Annotated in this window: 14 protein-coding genes; 1 reads left to right on the forward strand and 13 read right to left on the reverse strand. The window is 65.5% G+C overall.

Annotated elements, in window-relative coordinates:
- Positions 1 to 13 precede the first annotated feature (13 nt).
- Together E4P09_RS13350 and E4P09_RS13355 are read right to left on the reverse strand one after the other, a co-directional pair.
- Positions 14 to 499: a peroxiredoxin gene (locus tag E4P09_RS13350; protein WP_137390069.1), complete on the reverse strand. Its 486-nt coding sequence runs from the start codon at positions 497 to 499 to the stop codon at positions 14 to 16.
- Between the two features lie 65 nt (positions 500 to 564).
- Positions 565 to 1,332 (reverse strand): protein-disulfide reductase DsbD domain-containing protein, encoded by a 768-nt coding sequence (locus tag E4P09_RS13355; RefSeq protein WP_170984408.1) that lies wholly within the window; start codon positions 1,330 to 1,332, stop codon positions 565 to 567.
- A 264-nt stretch (positions 1,333 to 1,596) separates the two neighbouring features.
- Between E4P09_RS13355 and E4P09_RS13360 the strand changes: the two genes are divergently transcribed.
- Entirely contained in the window at positions 1,597 to 2,184 is a 588-nt protein-coding gene (locus E4P09_RS13360; RefSeq protein ID WP_137390071.1) for a YqgE/AlgH family protein, read from the forward strand.
- A 211-nt stretch (positions 2,185 to 2,395) separates the two neighbouring features.
- On the opposite strand, the gene E4P09_RS13365 is transcribed toward E4P09_RS13360, so the two are convergent.
- From E4P09_RS13365 to ctaD, 11 genes are all read right to left on the reverse strand, one after another.
- Entirely contained in the window at positions 2,396 to 7,933 is a 5,538-nt protein-coding gene (locus E4P09_RS13365) for an EAL domain-containing protein (RefSeq protein WP_170984409.1), read from the reverse strand.
- A 238-nt stretch (positions 7,934 to 8,171) separates the two neighbouring features.
- Entirely contained in the window at positions 8,172 to 8,759 is a 588-nt protein-coding gene (locus E4P09_RS13370) for a GNAT family N-acetyltransferase (RefSeq protein WP_137390073.1), read from the reverse strand.
- A gap of 28 nt (positions 8,760 to 8,787) precedes the next feature.
- Positions 8,788 to 10,047, reverse strand: a complete 1,260-nt coding sequence (locus E4P09_RS13375; protein WP_137390074.1) for a M16 family metallopeptidase — start codon at positions 10,045 to 10,047, stop codon at positions 8,788 to 8,790.
- Complete coding sequence (gene thrC / locus E4P09_RS13380; protein ID WP_137390317.1) at positions 10,044 to 11,462, reverse strand: threonine synthase; 1,419 nt, start codon at positions 11,460 to 11,462, stop codon at positions 10,044 to 10,046. Before thrC ends, E4P09_RS13375 begins: the two co-directional genes overlap by 4 nt.
- A 67-nt stretch (positions 11,463 to 11,529) precedes the next feature.
- The gene (locus tag E4P09_RS13385; RefSeq protein ID WP_137390075.1) at positions 11,530 to 12,267 is read right to left on the reverse strand and encodes an SURF1 family protein; all 738 of its coding nucleotides are present in this window, start codon (positions 12,265 to 12,267) and stop codon (positions 11,530 to 11,532) included.
- 36 nt (positions 12,268 to 12,303) lie between these two features.
- A complete protein-coding gene (locus tag E4P09_RS13390; protein ID WP_137390318.1) occupies positions 12,304 to 12,696 on the reverse strand; it encodes a DUF983 domain-containing protein in 393 nt (130 codons plus the stop codon).
- A gap of 73 nt (positions 12,697 to 12,769) precedes the next feature.
- On the reverse strand, positions 12,770 to 13,609 hold the full coding sequence (locus E4P09_RS13395; RefSeq protein WP_137390076.1) for a cytochrome c oxidase subunit 3: 840 nt from the start codon (positions 13,607 to 13,609) through the stop codon (positions 12,770 to 12,772).
- Entirely contained in the window at positions 13,602 to 14,333 is a 732-nt protein-coding gene (locus E4P09_RS13400; RefSeq protein WP_137390077.1) for a cytochrome c oxidase assembly protein, read from the reverse strand. Before E4P09_RS13400 ends, E4P09_RS13395 begins: the two co-directional genes overlap by 8 nt.
- Positions 14,334 to 14,341: 8 nt before the next feature.
- Positions 14,342 to 14,503 (reverse strand): hypothetical protein, encoded by a 162-nt coding sequence (locus E4P09_RS13405; protein WP_239025165.1) that lies wholly within the window; start codon positions 14,501 to 14,503, stop codon positions 14,342 to 14,344.
- 11 nt (positions 14,504 to 14,514) lie between these two features.
- Complete coding sequence (locus E4P09_RS13410; protein ID WP_137390079.1) at positions 14,515 to 15,486, reverse strand: heme o synthase; 972 nt, start codon at positions 15,484 to 15,486, stop codon at positions 14,515 to 14,517.
- Between the two features lie 68 nt (positions 15,487 to 15,554).
- Positions 15,555 to 17,204: a cytochrome c oxidase subunit I gene (gene ctaD / locus E4P09_RS13415; protein ID WP_137390080.1), complete on the reverse strand. Its 1,650-nt coding sequence runs from the start codon at positions 17,202 to 17,204 to the stop codon at positions 15,555 to 15,557.
- Between the last annotated feature and the right edge of the window lie 91 nt (positions 17,205 to 17,295).

Here is a 17,295-nt window from a genome sequence, read left to right on the forward strand (position 1 = left end):
TTAGCGCGTCAGCTTACAGCACGGACAGGATCGCTTCTGCCCCGCTCTCGGTCGCCTCGCCCGGCTGCTTCTCCACATGAAGCGCCTTCACCACGCCGTTATCAACGACCATGGCATAGCGCTTCGAGCGGATGCCCAGGCCGAAGCCGGAGCCATCGAGCTCGAGGCCGAGCTTCCTTGTGAAATCGGCATTGCCGTCGGCCAGAAACTGGATCTTGCCTTCCGAGCCTGTGGTCTTGGCCCACGCGTCCAGTACGAAGGCGTCGTTGACGGCCACGCAGGCAATGGTATCGACGCCCTTGGCCTTTATGTCGCCGGCGTGCCGAATGAAGCCGGGCAGATGCTTGAGATGGCAGGTCGGCGTGAAGGCACCGGGCACGGCAAACAGCACCACCTTGCGGCCGGCGAAAATCTCGTCGGTGGTGAATTTCTTGACGCCGTCTCCCGTCACGGCGGTGAAAGTTGCTTCCGGCAAACGGTCGCCCACCTGAATGGTCATGTTCTCTACCCCGAAATGAAAAAGCGGCGTCTTCCATAGCACAGGCGGCCCAGCGCCGTGCAACGCTAATCGAGGTGCACTGTCCGCGTGAGGGCTTTCTCGCCCTGGACGAGCGTGAGCGTCACGCGGCCGAGCCGGTTCGGAGCCCCGTCCGCCATGGCGCCGTCGACCGGCACCTCGTAGACGTGCAGATCCTGTTCGTCCCGTGCCAAGGTCGGCGCGCCGAAGCCCAAGCCAGCCTGTTCGCTTTCAACGAAGATGTCGACCGGGGTTGCCGAGTCGGCCGCCGCTACCGCAATGTCGAGCGCGACTGCCCGACCTGTCCGGCGCACGGAAACGGAACGGATGTCGAGCCCGTCGGCCTTTCCAGCCGGCACCTTCGCCTCGAAGCGCTCCAGAGCGACGATATCGGCTGGATCGGCCTGCGTCTGATCGGTCTTGACCGTGACTTCCGCCCGAACCGGCACGCACACGTCCCTGCAGACCGCGTAAAACAGCGCGAGCGAGAGCCTCACCGGCTCGCCTGCCCGCTTGGGCCTGACCGCAACCGGAAAGATCACCTCGTCGCGGTAGCCGAAGATCGTCTCACCGTGGTCGTTGAAGCGCTGCGGCGCCGGCCAGCGGACCTCGGCGGCTTCGACATTATCCGAGTTGGACCAGTCGAAGCTCGGCGGAATGCCGGATTCACCCGGCGTGCGCCAGTATGTCTTCCAACCGGGACGCAGCTTGATCTCGACGCCAGCCAGCAAGCGCCCGTCGCGTTCCGGTTGATCCTTCACGATGAGGCGGACGGTGCTGTGAGCCGATCCGGCGGCTGCCGCCGGCTGCAGCATGGGCTGCCCAGCCCAACCGGCCGATGCCGCGCATGGTATGCTGGCTGCGGCGAACGCCGCGGCAAGTGCCCATCTTCTGCTTACCATGCCCCGTTGCATGCGGTGCCCAGGATCCTCTTTCGACGCGGCCAATCCTTATGCGAATTCTGCCGCGCTATGAAGAAAGGCGAAGTCACGATTGTGTCAAGGGATCCAATCGCCGGCCAAAGTCTTTTCGCTGGGGCGAATTCGCTATATCTTAGGTGGTGTTCTGGAGGTGGTTTCATGAAGTCGGACGAGTATCTCGACGGCAAGATGTTAATCGCCATGCCGAGCATCGGCGATGACCGTTTCGCACGCTCCGTCGTCTATGTTTGCGCCCATTCTGCCGAAGGCGCGATGGGCATCGTGGTCAACAAGCCCGCCGATCACATAACGTTTCCCGACCTGCTGGAGCGGGTGAACGTGCTTCCGGCAGGCGAGCGCATAAGCCTATCGCCCGAGATCCGCAGCAAGCCGGTGCAGTTCGGCGGGCCGGTGGAAAGCGGGCGTGGCTTCGTGCTGCACACCTCCGACTATTTTGCCAGCGATTGTACCTTGCCCATCGATGAAGGCATCGGGCTCACCGCCACGCTGGACGTGCTGCGCGCCATTGCGCAGGGGCGTGGGCCCCGTCGCGCCATGTTCGCGCTCGGCTATGCCGGCTGGGGCCCCGGCCAGCTCGAACGGGAGATCTACCAGAACGGCTGGCTCCACTGCGAACCGGACGAGGAGCTGCTCTTCGCGTCGGATCTCGCCAGCAAATATGATTGGGCCATGCACAAGATCGGCGTCGACCCGCGGCTGCTTTCCCTCGATATCGGCCACGCTTGATCCTGGACGCCAGGGTCAAGGCAGCGTCAACCATCCGCGTCATCGCCCGGCTGCGATCCGGAAGCTGGAGTCCAAAGAAAGCTTTTTTGTTCAGGCCCTGGACGCCCGGTCAAGCCGGGGCATGATGTTTCCTTTTCAAACCTGATTTCATCACCGGCCTTGAGCCGGTGATCCAGGGCGACCGGGAACGCGCTGCCAAGCCGTTCACGCCTCAGCTCGGCGGCTTTGCCGGCGGCTTCTGGCGCCTGAGCAGACGCTTCAGTGGCGGCGGCGGCCGGTCGCGCAGCGGCGCGCCGGCGACGGGGCCGTTTGCCATAGCATTGCTCTCGCCCGGCGGCTCTGCCACCAGCTTCTCCGCCGTTCCCTCCGTGGCGGCCGCCCGCCGCGCCGGGGGTGGAGGGGGCGGAGGCGGCGGGCTCGACAGTTCCGCCGTCGGTGAAGGTACTGGCTGGCCTTCCTGACCATCGGTCTCGGCCGGCTTGTTCTGCGGGGCAGCCTGCTTGATGCCCACCAGCGGCGTGCTATCGGCAACGCCTGCGGATCCGGAAGACGTACCGGCTCCTTCCTTGGACCGGGCCGCCGACTGGACCGCCTTGGCCACGCCGGCCACGGTCTCGGCGACCGTGACCACCGCCGCGACGGCAGCTTGATCCACCAGCTTGGAGATTGGGGGAGGCGTCGCGTCCGGACGTCCTTCCGGCGGCGCAGCGGCCTCCTCAGCCGCCTTGGCCTGCGACTTCGCAGAGGCTTGTGCTTGGGTGTTCGGGGCAGATGCTGTCGAAACAGGTTCTGCCGCATTGTCCAGTGAGCGCGCAGCGGCCGACAAAGCCTCCCTCTGCTGCCGTCCGGACTGCGCTCGATCGGCGTCGCTTTCGGCTGCCTGCTCCTTGGCCGGCGCTGGTTTGCGCTCAGGCGCATCGTCGTTCTGCGCGATGTCGGACTGCTCCGGATCAGGGCTGGTGGCCGCCTGTGATGCCGGGGCTGGTTCTTCAGATACCACGCTGATCTGTTGCTGGGCCGGCTGCTCGCCCACCGCCCTCAACTCGCCGATGGCCTTTGCCATCATCGCGCCGCGTTGGCCATCCCCAGCCCCATCGACGTCTGCCGCGGCGGGTGCAGGAGCCGCCGGCGTCGGAACGTCGGACACCGAGACGCTGGATGGCTTGTCGCCCTCTGCCTTGTCGTCCTTCTTATCACTTAGTGACGTCTCGCCTTTTGGCTTGTCACCTTGTGATTTGTCACTTTGTGGCTTGTCGCCTTGTGACTTGCCGCTCCGTGACCTGTCGCCTTGCGTCTTGTCGCGCGGCGCCTTGTCGTTCGGTGCGGCGGGCTCGGCGGATGAGCCAGGAACGGGCTCGCCCTCGTCAAGGGACGGTCCGGTTGCCGCACGTGATCTGGAGCGCTTTTTGGCTGCCCCATCAGAGGTGGAATCGGTCTGCTGATCCCCGGCAGCAGATGGCACCGGAGCGCTTGCGGCCTCGGCCAGCTGCGCAGCCGCTTCCGGCTCGGACTTCTTTGCCGGCTTGGCCGCCGCGCCCTTGCCCGTGCTCGTCGTCGGCTCGCTTTCGCGGCCGAGGCTCTGCTCGCCGGGCACGGCGCGCTGCTCTACCTCGGCTGGCTCGGCTTTCGATCCAGCGGCAGCTTCCGTTTTGGGCTCGGCCGCTCGTGCGGTCTTGGGCGGCCCTTGCTCCGGCTGATCCGACTTGGTGGATGAGTCTTGCCCGACCTCGCCGCCGCCCGCGGCCGCATTGAGTCTCGTGGGGGCTGGCGGCGCAATTGCCGGAGGCGAGGGTGGAACCGGCGGGACTGGCCGCTGCGGCGAGGCTCCCGTCGAGGGCTCTCTCGAGCTCAAGGCCGCGGCCGGCCGCGCCGCTGGCTGCACTGGCGCCGGTGGCGGTGCTGCAGTGGGCCTCTCAGGCACGGCGGCGCCGGAGGGCCCGGGCTGCGCGGCGTCAGCCGGTGGCGGGGAGCCGCCTGCAGCTTCTGGAGAAGCTTCCCGTGCGCGGTGGTCACCGGTACGGGATGCCGGGTCAATCGGCTGTTCGCGCAAGCCGATGGCAAAGCCTGCACGCCTCTGGTCACGGGCGCCCGCGTGCTCCGGTGCTGGCTGTGTCGGGCCCGAAAGATCGATGGCCGTCATAATCTTGTGGCGGCCCGACTCGCTGCGCGACGAGCCCACACCAATGGACGGTTGCCCGGTCGGAGGCAATGGCCCGCCCAGTCTACGCAGCGGCGACTCGACTGGCCCTGCTGCGGCCGGCCCCTGCCCTGCCGCAGGTGGTGCGACTGCAGCGCCGAAGCGGGGGGCGGCGGCGGCCGGCGTCACGTCCGGACGGATACCGGTTCCGGTTGCCATTGGCGTTTGCGCGGCAGCCGTTTGCCTGCCCGGCGGCGCCCCGCCATTCGTCCCGGCAGGTGGCACCGCAGCAGGACGGACAGGCGGCATTCCCGGCCTGACCGGCATTCCGGCGGGGACCGTGCGGCTGGGGCCTGGGCCGGATGCGGGCGGCCCAGCCGGCGGCACACCGGCACCGGTTGCCGCAGCTGACAGTTTTGCGGCCGGTTGCTGCGCGGCTGCAGCCAGTTGCGGCGCAGCGGCAGAGACCGGCTGCGTCGGCTGCCGTTCGGCCTCGCCCGGAACCGGTGCATCCACAGCCTGCGCGGCCAGCAGCCCTTCGGCGGGCGCGGCTTCCCCCTTCTCGAGCTGAGACGCCGGCGCCGCTCTGGCGGGCTCTGGCATGGAGCGGGCTTCCGGCACGCGTGCCGGCTCGCGCCTTGCCTCGCCGCGATCCTCAGGCTCCTCGCCGCGTTTGATCAAGCGCTGCCAGAGGGAAGCGGAACGGGCTCCCCGCCCGGCCTTGGCAGCGATCGAGCGGCTGCCCCCGAACACCTCCATCACCTGCCTGGCACTCATCGGCTCGCCGAAGAGAAAGCCTTGGCCGAAATCGCAGCCGATCTCGCGCAGCCGATCCGCCTGATCGACGGTTTCGATGCCCTCGACCACCGTATCCATGCCGAGGTCATGGGCCAGCAGCACGATCGACTCGAGAATGATCTGGGCGGCTTCATCGTCCGCTTCTCCCTCGAGGAAGCAGCGGTCGATCTTTATGGTATCGAAGGGCAGGCGCCTGAGATGCGCCAGGGCCGAATAGCCCGTGCCGAAGTCGTCGCAGGCGATGCCCACGCCCATCTGCTGCAGCCGCTGCAAGATCTTGACCGAAAGTTCCGGGTTCTCCATGAGAACCGTCTCGGTCAGCTCCAGCTTGAGGGTGCCTGGCACCAGGTCCTCGCGCGAGAGCACGGTTTTCACCTCGTCGATGAGGTCGCGGTTGATCAGCTCGCGGGAGGACACGTTGACGGTGACAAACAGCGGCTCCTCGGACCGGTATGCCCGTTGCCAGATGCCGAGCTGGCGCGCCGCCTGGGACAGGACATAGCGGCCGAGTTCGTTCATCAGCCCGAGATCTTCGGCCAACTTGACGAACGCATCCGGCTCCAGCACGCCGTATTTCTCGTGGCGCCACCGCACCAGTGCCTCGAACCCCGCCAGGGCGCGGTCGTGCAGGCGCATGACGGGTTGGTAGGCCACTTCGATCTGGTTGCGATCCAGTGCCTGGCGCAGGCCTGCTTCCAGGTCGAGCAGCACCGGCTGGCTGTTGCGCATCTCCGGCGAGAAGGTGACGAGGGAATCCTTCCCCTGCCGCTTGGCTTCATAGAGGGCGATTTCCGCGTCCTTGAGCAGTTGCTCCGGGCGGCTCTTGTCGAGCAGATAGCGCGCGACGCCGATGGATGCGGTGAGGAACACTTCCTGCGGCCTGAGCGGCACCGGGCGGGCAACCAGCTTGCGCAAGCTGTCGAGATAAGCCTCGAGCGCCACGCCCGACTGCTCGGTATCGAGGATGATCCCGAAGCGGTCGCCATGCAGCCGGGCTAACGTGTCAGTCGATCCAACGAGGGAGGTGAGCCGCCTGGCAATGGTGAGCAGCAGGCTGTCGCCCACCGCAAAGCCAAGGCTGTCGTTGACCGTCCGGAACCGGTCGAGATCGACGAGCATCAGGTAGATGCCCCCGTTGCCCGCCAGGTCGGCGCGGCGCATCGCGCGCTCGAGCCTGTCCATGAACAGAGCCTGGTTCGGCAGACCCGTGATGCGGTCGCGAACCGCGTCCGAGAGAAGCTGCTCCTCTGAACGCTTGCTGCCGGTGACGTCCGACAGTGTGCCGATGCACCGCACCGCCCGGCCCAGGTCGCCAGGCAAGGAGCGTGCCCGCAGCTGGAACCAGCGATAGGTCCCATCGCCGCGCCGCAGGCGGAAGTCCTGCGAGAACGTGCCGCGACCGCGCTGCACGGCGCTTTCGATCGCGCCGACATAGGCGCCGCGGTCGGCGGGATGGATGAGCTCAAGCCATCCCTTCAACCCTCCTCGATCTATGCGGCCCTTGGCGTGGCCCAGAACCCTTTCGAGCTCCGGCCCGACAAAAAGGGACCCCGTATCTTCGTTCCAGTCCCACACGATCTGCTCGGCCCCAGCCAGAGCGAGGCCACGCCGGCCGCTATCCTCGAAGAAGCGGCTGTTGATGACGCCTTGATTGAAGGCGAACTGGGTCAGGGTGAAAGCCATGGTGAGCAGCACCAGGACCAGCCCCCAGGCCAGGATCGGGCCCACCATCTCGATATCGATCCAGCCAAGCGCGGCCGCAAATGAGCAGATGGTCCAAAGCAGCAGGAAGCACCAGCTCACGAGGGAGGCTTGAGCGCGGATCATGCCGCGGCGCCAGAATACGATGATGGCGGCGAGCCCGCCTATCGCGGTGATAAGCAGCAATATGCGCGCAAGGCCGGTGCCCACGGCAGGCGAGAACCACGCCACGACAGCCAAAATCAGGCTTCCGACGAAAGTGCCGAGAACGGCATAGCCCAGAGCCGGCGCGCGGCGGGTGAGATCGAGAAACGTGAGCAGGCAGGCCAAGGCGCCTGCGGCCATCAGCGCCTCGACGACGCCTCGTATCCTCACCTCGAGGCCGGCCACATTGGGAAGCACCGCGGCCACCGTCGGCAGATAGCCGAACTCGAGGGCAATGAAGGCAACCGAGGCAAAAGCAAACAGCGCCGCCGCCGGGAATGCCCACTGCATCCTGATGACGAACAGGCACAGCATGAACACGGCCGTCAGGGTGGCGATGCCCAGCACGACGCCCCTGAAGAAAGAGAGCTGCTGCTGCTGCTTGTCGTAAGCGGCGCGCTGCCAGAGCGTGAGGTTGGGCAGGTGCGCCCCGGTCAGCTCGGCCACATAGGTGACCGTCTCGCCGGGACTGAGGCGCAGCGCGTATGTGTCGGCATGCGGCTGGCTGAGCCTTTGCGGCTGCAGCCCTGGGGCAGCCTGCATGTTGAGAACCTGCGCGGCGCCGAATTTAGGCCATAGGATGCCCGACCCCACATAGCCCGGCCAGCGGGCCACCAGCACGAAATCCCGCGGAAGCGGCTCCTCGTTGTAGAGCGTGAAGGCCGCGAAATGATGATTCTCGCCAGGCCCCTTGGCGGTCACCGTCATCGCCGTTTCGCGCTCGCCATCGCCTCCCGGCACGGGCACGACGATCTCTCGGTCCGGCGTATTCAGGTATTCGATCACTCCGGTCAGGTCGACGCTCGGCGCATTGAAGTTGGTGGCGACCACATCTCGTGCGTCAGCCACCGTCGCCATCGTGAAGATCCAGCCGAGCACGACCAGAAGGAATGGTGCACGCAGCCACATTGAGCCGCTCGGTCTCCTACCTGGAGCGCGTCGCAAGCGGGACAGTCCCATCCCTACTGCAAACAGGCGCTCAAGCAACTTGCATAAACTCTTGGTGTGTCTTGGTACTCTCGCATCGAGGCCGGCACAACCCCAATCACCGACCGTTACGCCAACTCAGGCCGAAAGCTTGTGGGCAGGTTGCACCTGCTGCACGCATCAGGCGGGCTCATCCTGCCCGCAACGAACACAATTCTGGTCAAGGCCGGGAATCAGTGCTGAGTATCGCAAAACACAGATGATCCCGCCAGACACCGTTGATCTGCAAATAGCCTCGCGCGTAGCCTTCTTCGGTGAAGCCGCAGCTCCGGAGCAGCCGGATCGAGGCCTCGTTGGTCGGCAGGCATGCCGCTTCGAGCCGATGCAGCCTCAGCGTGTCGAACACGAACGGAATGACAGCACGTACCGCCGCGGACATATAGCCGCGCCTTGCATAGGGCTGCCCGACCCAATAGCCCAACGAGCAGGTCTGCGCTACTCCGCGCCGGATATTGCTCAAAGTCAAGCCGCCGACCAGCACCTCGTCGGGCAAGCGGTACACGAAAAAGGGGTAGGACTGGTCTTCCCGCACATCGCGCCAGTAGCGCCGCAGCCGCCGGCGGAAAGCGCTGCGGGTCAAGTCGTCCGCCGGCCATGTCGGCTCCCAAGGCACCAGGAACGACCGACTGGCCTCGCGCAGGGCGGCCCATTCCTCATAGTCCGACATCTGCGGAACGCGCAGCACCACGCCGGCGCCCCGCACCATCGGACCGGCATCGCTCAGCGTCACACTGCGAAGGAAAGACATGCTGTTTTGAGTCGGCGCTTTCGTGGCCCTATTTAAATTTTGCAGCGATATTGTCATAGGCTGCAAGGTTTTCCAATGAACCGACCGCACTGACGGCAGGCCTGACACCGTGGAACAGGCGCCGGGCGAGCGCGCTGACCCCCTCGCGGTCCACGGCCTCGATCTTCGCGACCAGCTCCTCCACCTCCGGTATGCGGCCGAAGACCATCTGCTGTCGGGCGATCTGGTCGGCCCGCGCAGACGAGCTCTCCAGGGCAGAGACCAGGGAGGCCTTGAGTTGCGCGCGCGAGCGGGCGACCTCCTCCTCGGTGACCGCATCGGCAATGCCCATGAGCTCTTGGGCGACAACATCGGTCAGCGTGGCGATGCGGCGCGCGCCGGTTGCCGCATAGACCCCGAGCAGGCCGACATCGTCGAAGGCCGACACGAAGGAGAAGATGGAGTAGCACAGGCCGCGCGCCTCCCGCACCTCCTGGAACAAGCGTGACGACATGCCCCCGCCCAGCACGTTGGACAAAACCTGCAGGGTGTAGATGGCGTCGTCGCGATAGCCGATGGTTGGGAAGGCAAGCGCCAGGTGGACCTGGCCCAGCGGCTTTGCAGCAGTGCGCATGCCGCCGGTAAAGGCCGCCCGCGGCCAGTCGGGCGCACTGGTGCGGCGCAGCGGCGACAAGGCCCGCCTCACCTGCTCCACGAGCGCGTCGTGATCGATCGCCCCGGCTGCAGAAACGACCGTGCGGTCGGCCGCATAATGGCGATCGCGAAAGCCTGAGATATCGCTGGGCGCGAAACGGGCCACCCGCTCGGCAGTGCCGAGAATCGGCCGGCCCAGGGGCTGGTCGGCAAAGGCGGCATCGTGCAGCAGCTCGAACACGAGGTCGTCGGGCGTGTCTTCGGCCGCGGCGATTTCCTCGAGAATCACCTCCCGTTCGCGTTCCAGCTCCGACTCGGCGAAAACGGGCTCGATCAGGATGTCCGAGAGGATGTCGAGGGCCAGCGGCACGTCTTCCTTGAGCACACGCACGTAATAGGCCGTGTTCTCCATACCGGTGGCCGCGTTCATCTCGCCGCCGGCCGCCTCGATCTCCTCGGCGATCTGACGCGCGCTGCGCCGCTTGGTGCCCTTGAAGGCCATGTGCTCCAGGAGGTGGGCGATGCCGTTCTCCTCGAGCCGCTCGTTGCGGGCGCCGGCCTTCACCCATATGCCGAGCGAGACGGTCTTGAGGTGCGGCATGTCATGGGTGACCACGGTCACCCCATTGTCGACGACGGTCGTTCTGACGCTCATGTGTTCCCCTGCGGCATCCGCTGCGCACGCGCATGCCGTGCGATGAAATCCTCAACCGCCGTGAGGTCGTTGGGCAACCGGTTGATCCGCTCCGGGCGGTCGAGAAGGTCTGCCAGGCGCGCCGGCAGCCGCGGCTTGACGCCGGTGGCGGCGGCCACTGCTTCCGGGAATTTGGCGGGATGGGCGGTCGACAGCACCACCATCGGCCCGGGGTGCCGCCGCTGCACCGTCGCGGCTGCGACCAGGCCCACCGCGGTGTGGGGATCCACGAGCAGCCCGGTTCTGGCGAATATCGAGGCGATCATCCCCCGGGTCTCGGCCTCATCGGCGCGCGCGGAGGCAAATACGCCCCGGACATGGCCGAGCGCCTGTTCTTCGAGGGTGAAGGCACGCGATTGCTTGAGGCCCTCCATCAGCCGCCGCACCTTCTCCGGATCGCGCCCGACCGCTTCGAACAGCAGGCGCTCGAAATTGCTGGAAATCTCGATGTCCATGCTGGGGCTGGAGGTGGAAACCACGCCCTGCATGGCGTAACGGCCGCTCTTCAGCGTCCGGTCGAGGATGTCGTTGACGTTGGTGGCGATCACGAGATCGCCGACCGGCAGGCCCATGCACTTTGCCACGTAGCCCGCAAAGATGTCGCCGAAATTGCCGGTCGGCACGGCGAAGCTGATCCGTCGTTCGGGAGCACCCAGGGCAAGGGCCGCAGTGAAGTAGTAGACCGTCTGGGCCATGATGCGGGCCCAGTTGATCGAATTGACGCCGGAAAGGTGCATGCGCTGGTTGAACGCCGCGTCGGCGAACATGGCCTTCACCAGGGCCTGGCAGTCGTCGAAAGTGCCGTCAACCGCAACCGTGTGCACATTGGCGTCGGGCACTGTCGTCATCTGCCGCCGCTGCACGTCGCTGACCCGCCCATGGGGATAGAGGATGAACACATCGGCGGCGGCAAGGCCCCGGAACGCATCGATGGCGGCGCTGCCCGTGTCACCCGATGTCGCGCCGACAATCGTCGCATGACCGCCGCGGTCCCTGAGAATCGCCTCCATCAAGCGGGCCAGCAGCCGCATGGCCACATCCTTGAAGGCCAGCGTCGGCCCGTGCCACAGCTCGAGCAGCCACTGGTCCGGTCCATACTGCACCAGCGGGGCCACCAGCTCGTGGCCGAAATCCCGGTAGGCCTCGTCGATGCAAGCCGCCAACGCCGACGGCGGCACGCTTTCATCGATAAACTGACTCAGAACCGCGAGAGCCACCTCCGCATAGGTGCGGCCCTGCAGAGCCTGCAGTTCGTCGAGGCCGATCTGCGGCCAGCTCTCGGGCACGTAGAGCCCACCGTCGCTGGCAAGCCCGGTTGCCACGACATTGGCGAAGCTGAGAGTCGGCGCCCGGCCGCGGGTCGAGATATAGCGCACGCTCAAGATATCCTTAGAGGCTGTTGGGCGAGGTAGACATAGACAAGCCGGTGCTCTCTGTCGACATTCATGGCGGCGAGCCGGCCCGCAGCACAGATCGCACGAAAGCTGCGTAAACCGCCAGGAGGCAAGCTGCCAGGCCGAACCAGGTGATGGCATAGCCGAGGTGCCGGTCCGACAGGTCGGGCCGCGCCGGTATTGCCATGGGCCAGCCCTGCTTGCGCTGCCCCGGCAGAAACTGAATGACCAGCGGCAGCATATCGTAGCCGGCGGTGGTATCGGCCAGGGACTTGGCGAGCGCCGGCAGATCCCACCAGTACCACTGGTCCTGCGCCGGCCTGTTCTCGGGCGTGAACAGGCCTTTGCCCTCGTCGTGCAGCCTCACCACGCCGGTGATCGTCACCTCCCCCTCCGGCAGGTGCTGCACGGTGTTTTTGACGCTCTGGGGCGCAAAGCCTCGGTCCACAAGCACAGCCTGCCCGTTGGCGAGCATGAAGGGCGAGATCACGCGCCAGCCCGGCGCCCCGTCGAAGGTGGTGAAGAGATGCCGCTCGGCTCGGCCGAAGCTGCCGGTGGCACGCACCTTGGTGAAATCCTGCGGCCAAGGGTGCCCGCTGCCGATAATGGAGGTCAGCTCCACCGGCTCGGCCGCCAAGGCCGCATCGATGCGAGCGATGAGGTCGTGCTTCCATTCACGCCGCTGCAGCTGCCAAAAGCCCAGCGCCATGAGCACGGCGAAGCAGACAATGCTGGCGACCGTCACGGGCCATAGCTTGCGCAGGCGCCACCGGTCCGACACGCTCATGTCACTCCCCTAAAACCAGCCTGGGATGAGGCTTGTTCAAGCCGCCTCGTCTCCGCCGCCGAGGCGTCCTTCCTGCGCTCCCGCGTGGAACTGCTGGTTGATCAGAATGCCTTTAACGGGCCGCAGCAGGCCGAGCGTCAAAGCCAGAATCAGCGGCAGCCAGAGTATGGCGTGCACCCAATAGGGCGGCTGATAGGCGACCTCGGTGAACAGGGCCGCGCCGACCACGACGAAACCGGCGATGAGAATGATGAATACAGCAGGCCCGTCGCCGGCATCGGCGAAATCGTAATTCAGTCCGCAGGCTGGGCATTGCTTGGCAAGCCCGAGATATCCTTGGAACAGCCGGCCTTGGCCGCATCTCGGGCAACGGGCGCGCAGCCCTGTCGCGACCGGATTAAGTGGCGGATGGTAAGCGTTTTTCTCCAGAGTCAACAAAGACCGATAAGCTCTTGAAAGGCCGCGCGGAACGGCCGGTGAGACCGGCCGTTCCGCCGGGGTGTCAGTAGGCGCCGTGCGATCCCCAGATATAGATCGCGGCGAACAGGAACAGCCAGACCACGTCGACGAAGTGCCAGTACCAGGCGGCAGCCTCGAACCCGAAATGGGCGCGCGGCGTGAAATCGCCCTTGAGCGCCCGCAGCAGGATCACGATCAGGAAGATCGTCCCGACGATGACGTGAAAGCCGTGGAAGCCCGTGGCCATGAAGAAGGTCGAGCCATAGATGTTGCCGTTGTTGAAGCGGCTGAAGGCGAAATGGGCGTGGCTGTATTCATAAGCCTGCACGGCGGTGAACAAGAGGCCCAGGGCGATGGTGCAGATCAGCCCCCATTTCAAGCCGTTGCGGTCGTTGTGCAGCAGCGCGTGATGCGCCCAGGTGACGGTGGTGCCCGAAGTGAGCAGGATCAAGGTGTTGATCAGCGGCAGGTGCCAGGGATCGAACACCTCGACGCCCTTGGGCGGCCACACGCCGCCGGTGGCCTCGACACGGGCGGCCTGGATCGCCTCGTGGGGGAACAGGCTGGCATCGAAGAAAGCCCAGAACCAGGCCACGAAGAACATGACCTCGGAGGCGATGAACAGCAGCATTCCATAGCGCAGGTGCAGCTGGACCACCGGCGTGTGATCACCTTGATGGCCTTCGCGGATCACGTCGCGCCACCACATGCCCATGGTGTAGACAACGGCCACCCCGCCGATGATCATGATCCACGGGGCCGAGCCGTGGAACCACAGCACGGCGCCGACCGCCATGACGAAGGCAGCCAGCGAGCCCAGTGCCGGCCACGGACTGGGATTGACCAGGTGGTATGGATGATTCTTGGCGTGGCTATCAGCCATGTCCCTCAGCTCCAGTGTTCACGGGAGCACCACCCACCGGCGCTCCGCCCCGTTTCGTCATGTCGTTCGGCTCGTTCGGTGCGGCCTGCGATCGGCCAGCATCGGCCTTTCCGGATTGGGATTCGTTCCGCTTCGCACCTTCGGCAGCCGCCGCAGCGCTCTTCGCGGCCGGCTCCTTCCTGAAAAACGTGTAGGACAGGGTGATCGTGTGCACATTGGCCGTGTCCTCGTCCTCCGCCAATTCCGGATCGACGAAGAACAGAACAGGCATATCCACGGTCTCGCCGGGCTGCAGCACCTGCTCATTAAAGCAGAAGCAGGAGATCTTGTTGAAGTAATAACCCGTCTGTCCCGGGGTCACGTTGTAAGTCGCCATGCCGACCACGGGCCTGTCCGTCAAGTTTGTGGCGCGGTAGTAGGTGAGCTTTTGCTCGCCCAGCTTGACCTCGATCTCGCGCTCGACCGGCTCGAACCGCCATGGCATGTCGGGTGCGACATTGGCGTCGAATCGCACCTTGATGGTCCTGTCGGACGCGCTGGCTGGAGCCGCGTCGGCGCGCTTGGTGGCACCGCCATAGCCGGTCACCTGGCAGAACAGCTGGTAGAGCGGCACCGCCGCATAGGACAGGCCGACCATGGCCACGACCACGGCGATGCACAGCGCGGCAATGCCGCCATTGCTGCGAAGAAGCGTCGTCCGATTGCGATCACTGGACCCGGTCATTGCACATCCTAGAGCGGACGATTGGCGACATTACCGCCAAGCCGCACCAACGTCGTAACGAAGAACAGGACGACCAGCAGCACGAGAAACCACGCCAAGGCGAGATTGCGCCGGCGCCGGCGGCGGCGCTCCTCAGGGGTAAGGGTGCGGCCCTCATCGTCCGGTTCCATATCCCTCACCGCTACAGCCATCCCGGGGTGCCCGGCGCCAGCCGCAACAGGCTCTCCGCCAGCAACCCCGCGAACAGCAGGAAAAGATACAGCACGGAATAGGCAAACATCCGCTTGGCGGCGCGCTCGGCCAATTCACCCTCGCGGCGCCGGAAGACGTCGAGCGCACATCCCAGGAACAGCGCGCCGAGCACCGCCGCCATCGCAAGATAGACCGCACCGGCAAAGCCCAAGGCCCAAGGCAGCAGTGTCACCGGCACGAGCAGCGCGGTGTAGATCAGGATCTGCCTGCGGGTCTCATCGGCGCCGGCCACCACCGGGAGCATGGGCACACCCGCCCGCGCATAGTCCTCGGAGCGGAACAGCGCCAGCGCCCAGAAGTGCGGCGGGGTCCACATGAAGATCATCAGGAAGAGCGCGACGCTTTCCAGGCTCACGGTGCCGGTGACGGCGGCCCAGCCCACCATGGGCGGGAACGCCCCAGCGGCGCCGCCGATCACGATGTTCTGCGGAGAGCGGCGCTTCAGCCACATGGTGTAGATGAAGACATAGAAGGCGATGGTCAGGGCCAGCAGCGCGGCGGCCGTCCAATTGACGAGGGTGCCCATCATCATCACCGAGCCTATGGCGAGCACCGTGCCGAAGCCCAACGCCTCTCCGGGCTGGATCTTCCCGCGCGGAATCGGACGGGCAGCGGTGCGCCGCATGCGGCCGTCGATGTCGGCGTCATACCACATGTTCAAGGCGCCCGCGGCGCCGGCACCCAGGCCGATGCAGACCAGCGCGACGAGCCCTATCCAGGGATGGATGTGCCCCGGCGCCACCATCAGCCCGACAAAGGCGGTAAAGAGCACGAGCGACATCACCCGCGGCTTCAGCAGCGCGACGTAATCCTCGATATCGGCCGCAACGGCACCCGCGCCCGATGACACGTCGGGGTGGGCTAGCCTCGCCTCACTGATATCGGTGCTCATTCGGCTCATTGCCTCAACTCTCAACGGTCCGGAGGATCACTCCTCCGGACCCAGATGATCTCCCAGCCCGCGGCGCCTTACTTGATCACAGGCAGCGTGTTGAACTGGTGGAACGGCGGCGGCGACGGCAGGGTCCATTCGAGCGTCGTGGCGCCTGCGCCCCAGGGATTGTCCGCCGCCCGCCGCTTGCGCGCGAAGGCCTCGGCCATCCCGATGAAGAAGACCACCAGCCCGAGCAGCGAGACATAGGAGCCGATCGAGGAGATCAGGTTCCAACCCGCATAGGCGTCGGGGTAGTCGATGTAGCGGCGCGGCATGCCCGCGAGCCCGAGGAAGTGCTGCGGGAAGAAGATCATGTTCACGCCGATGAAGGTGATCCAGAAATGGGCTTTCGCGATGCCCTCGTTGTACATGTAGCCGAACATCTTCGGGAACCAGTAGTACCAGCCCGCGAAGATCGCGAAGACCGCGCCCAGCGACAGCACGTAGTGGAAATGGGCCACCACGTAATAGGTGTCGTGGAGCGAGTGGTCGACGCCGGAATTGGCGAGGACCACGCCGGTCACGCCGCCGATGGTGAACAGGAAGATGAAGCCGATCGCCCACACCATGGGCGTCTTGAACTCGATGGACCCGCCCCACATGGTGGCGATCCACGAGAAGATCTTAACGCCGGTCGGCACCGCGATGATCATGGTCGCGGCCACGAAATAGGCTTGGGTGTCGACGTCGAGGCCCACCGTATACATGTGGTGCGCCCACACCACGAAGCCGATGAGCCCGATGGCAACCATGGCGTAGGCCATGCCGAGGTAGCCGAACACCGGCTTCTTCGAGAAGGTCGACACGATATGGCTGATCATGCCGAAGCCGGGCAGGATGAGGATGTAGACCTCAGGATGGCCGAAGAACCAGAACAGGTGCTGGAACAGCACGGGATCGCCGCCGGCGGACGCCTCGAAAAACGAGGTGCCGAAATTGCGGTCGGTGAGCAGCATGGTGATGGCGCCTGCGAGGACCGGCAGCGACAGCAGGAGCAGGAATGCGGTCACCAACACCGACCACACGAACAGCGGCATCTTGTGGATGGTCATGCCCGGCGCGCGCATGTTGAAAATGGTGGTGATGAAGTTGATCGCGCCCAGGATCGACGAGGCACCGGCGATGTGCAGGGCCAAGATGCCGAAGTCCACGGCCGGACCGGGCTGGCCCGTGGTCGAGAAGGGCGCGTACATGGTCCAGCCACCGCCATTGCCGTACATGCCGGGAGGCCCGCCGACGAACATGGAGATCAGCAACAGAGCGAAGGCCGGCGGCAAGAGCCAGAACGACACGTTGTTCATGCGCGGGAAGGCCATGTCGGGCGCGCCGATCATCAGAGGCACGAACCAGTTGGCGAAGCCGCCGATCATGGCCGGCATGACCATGAAGAAGATCATGATCAGGCCGTGGGCCGTCACGAACACGTTATAGACGTGCTTGCCCATGTCGACGGCAGCACTCGAGTCCACGGCGAAGATCATCGAGGCGAGTCCATGGAAGATCTGGATGCCCGGCTCTTCCAGCTCCATGCGCATGGCGACGGACAGCAGGCCGCCGATGGTCCCCGCGATGATCGCGAAGATCAGATACATGGTGCCAATGTCTTTGTGGTTCGTCGAATAGACGTACCGGCGCCACCCCGTCGGATGATCTGCGTGATCCGCATGCGCTGCCGCGTTAGCCATAGGTCGACCTCTGATTCTACTCTTTGCGAGTTGCCGTGCCGCACGAGAGGGACGGCACCCGATAATCCCGTTTTTGATCGCGCCGGAGGCA

Source organism: Rhodoligotrophos defluvii, from assembly GCF_005281615.1.
Classification (GTDB): domain Bacteria; phylum Pseudomonadota; class Alphaproteobacteria; order Rhizobiales; family Im1; genus Rhodoligotrophos; species Rhodoligotrophos defluvii.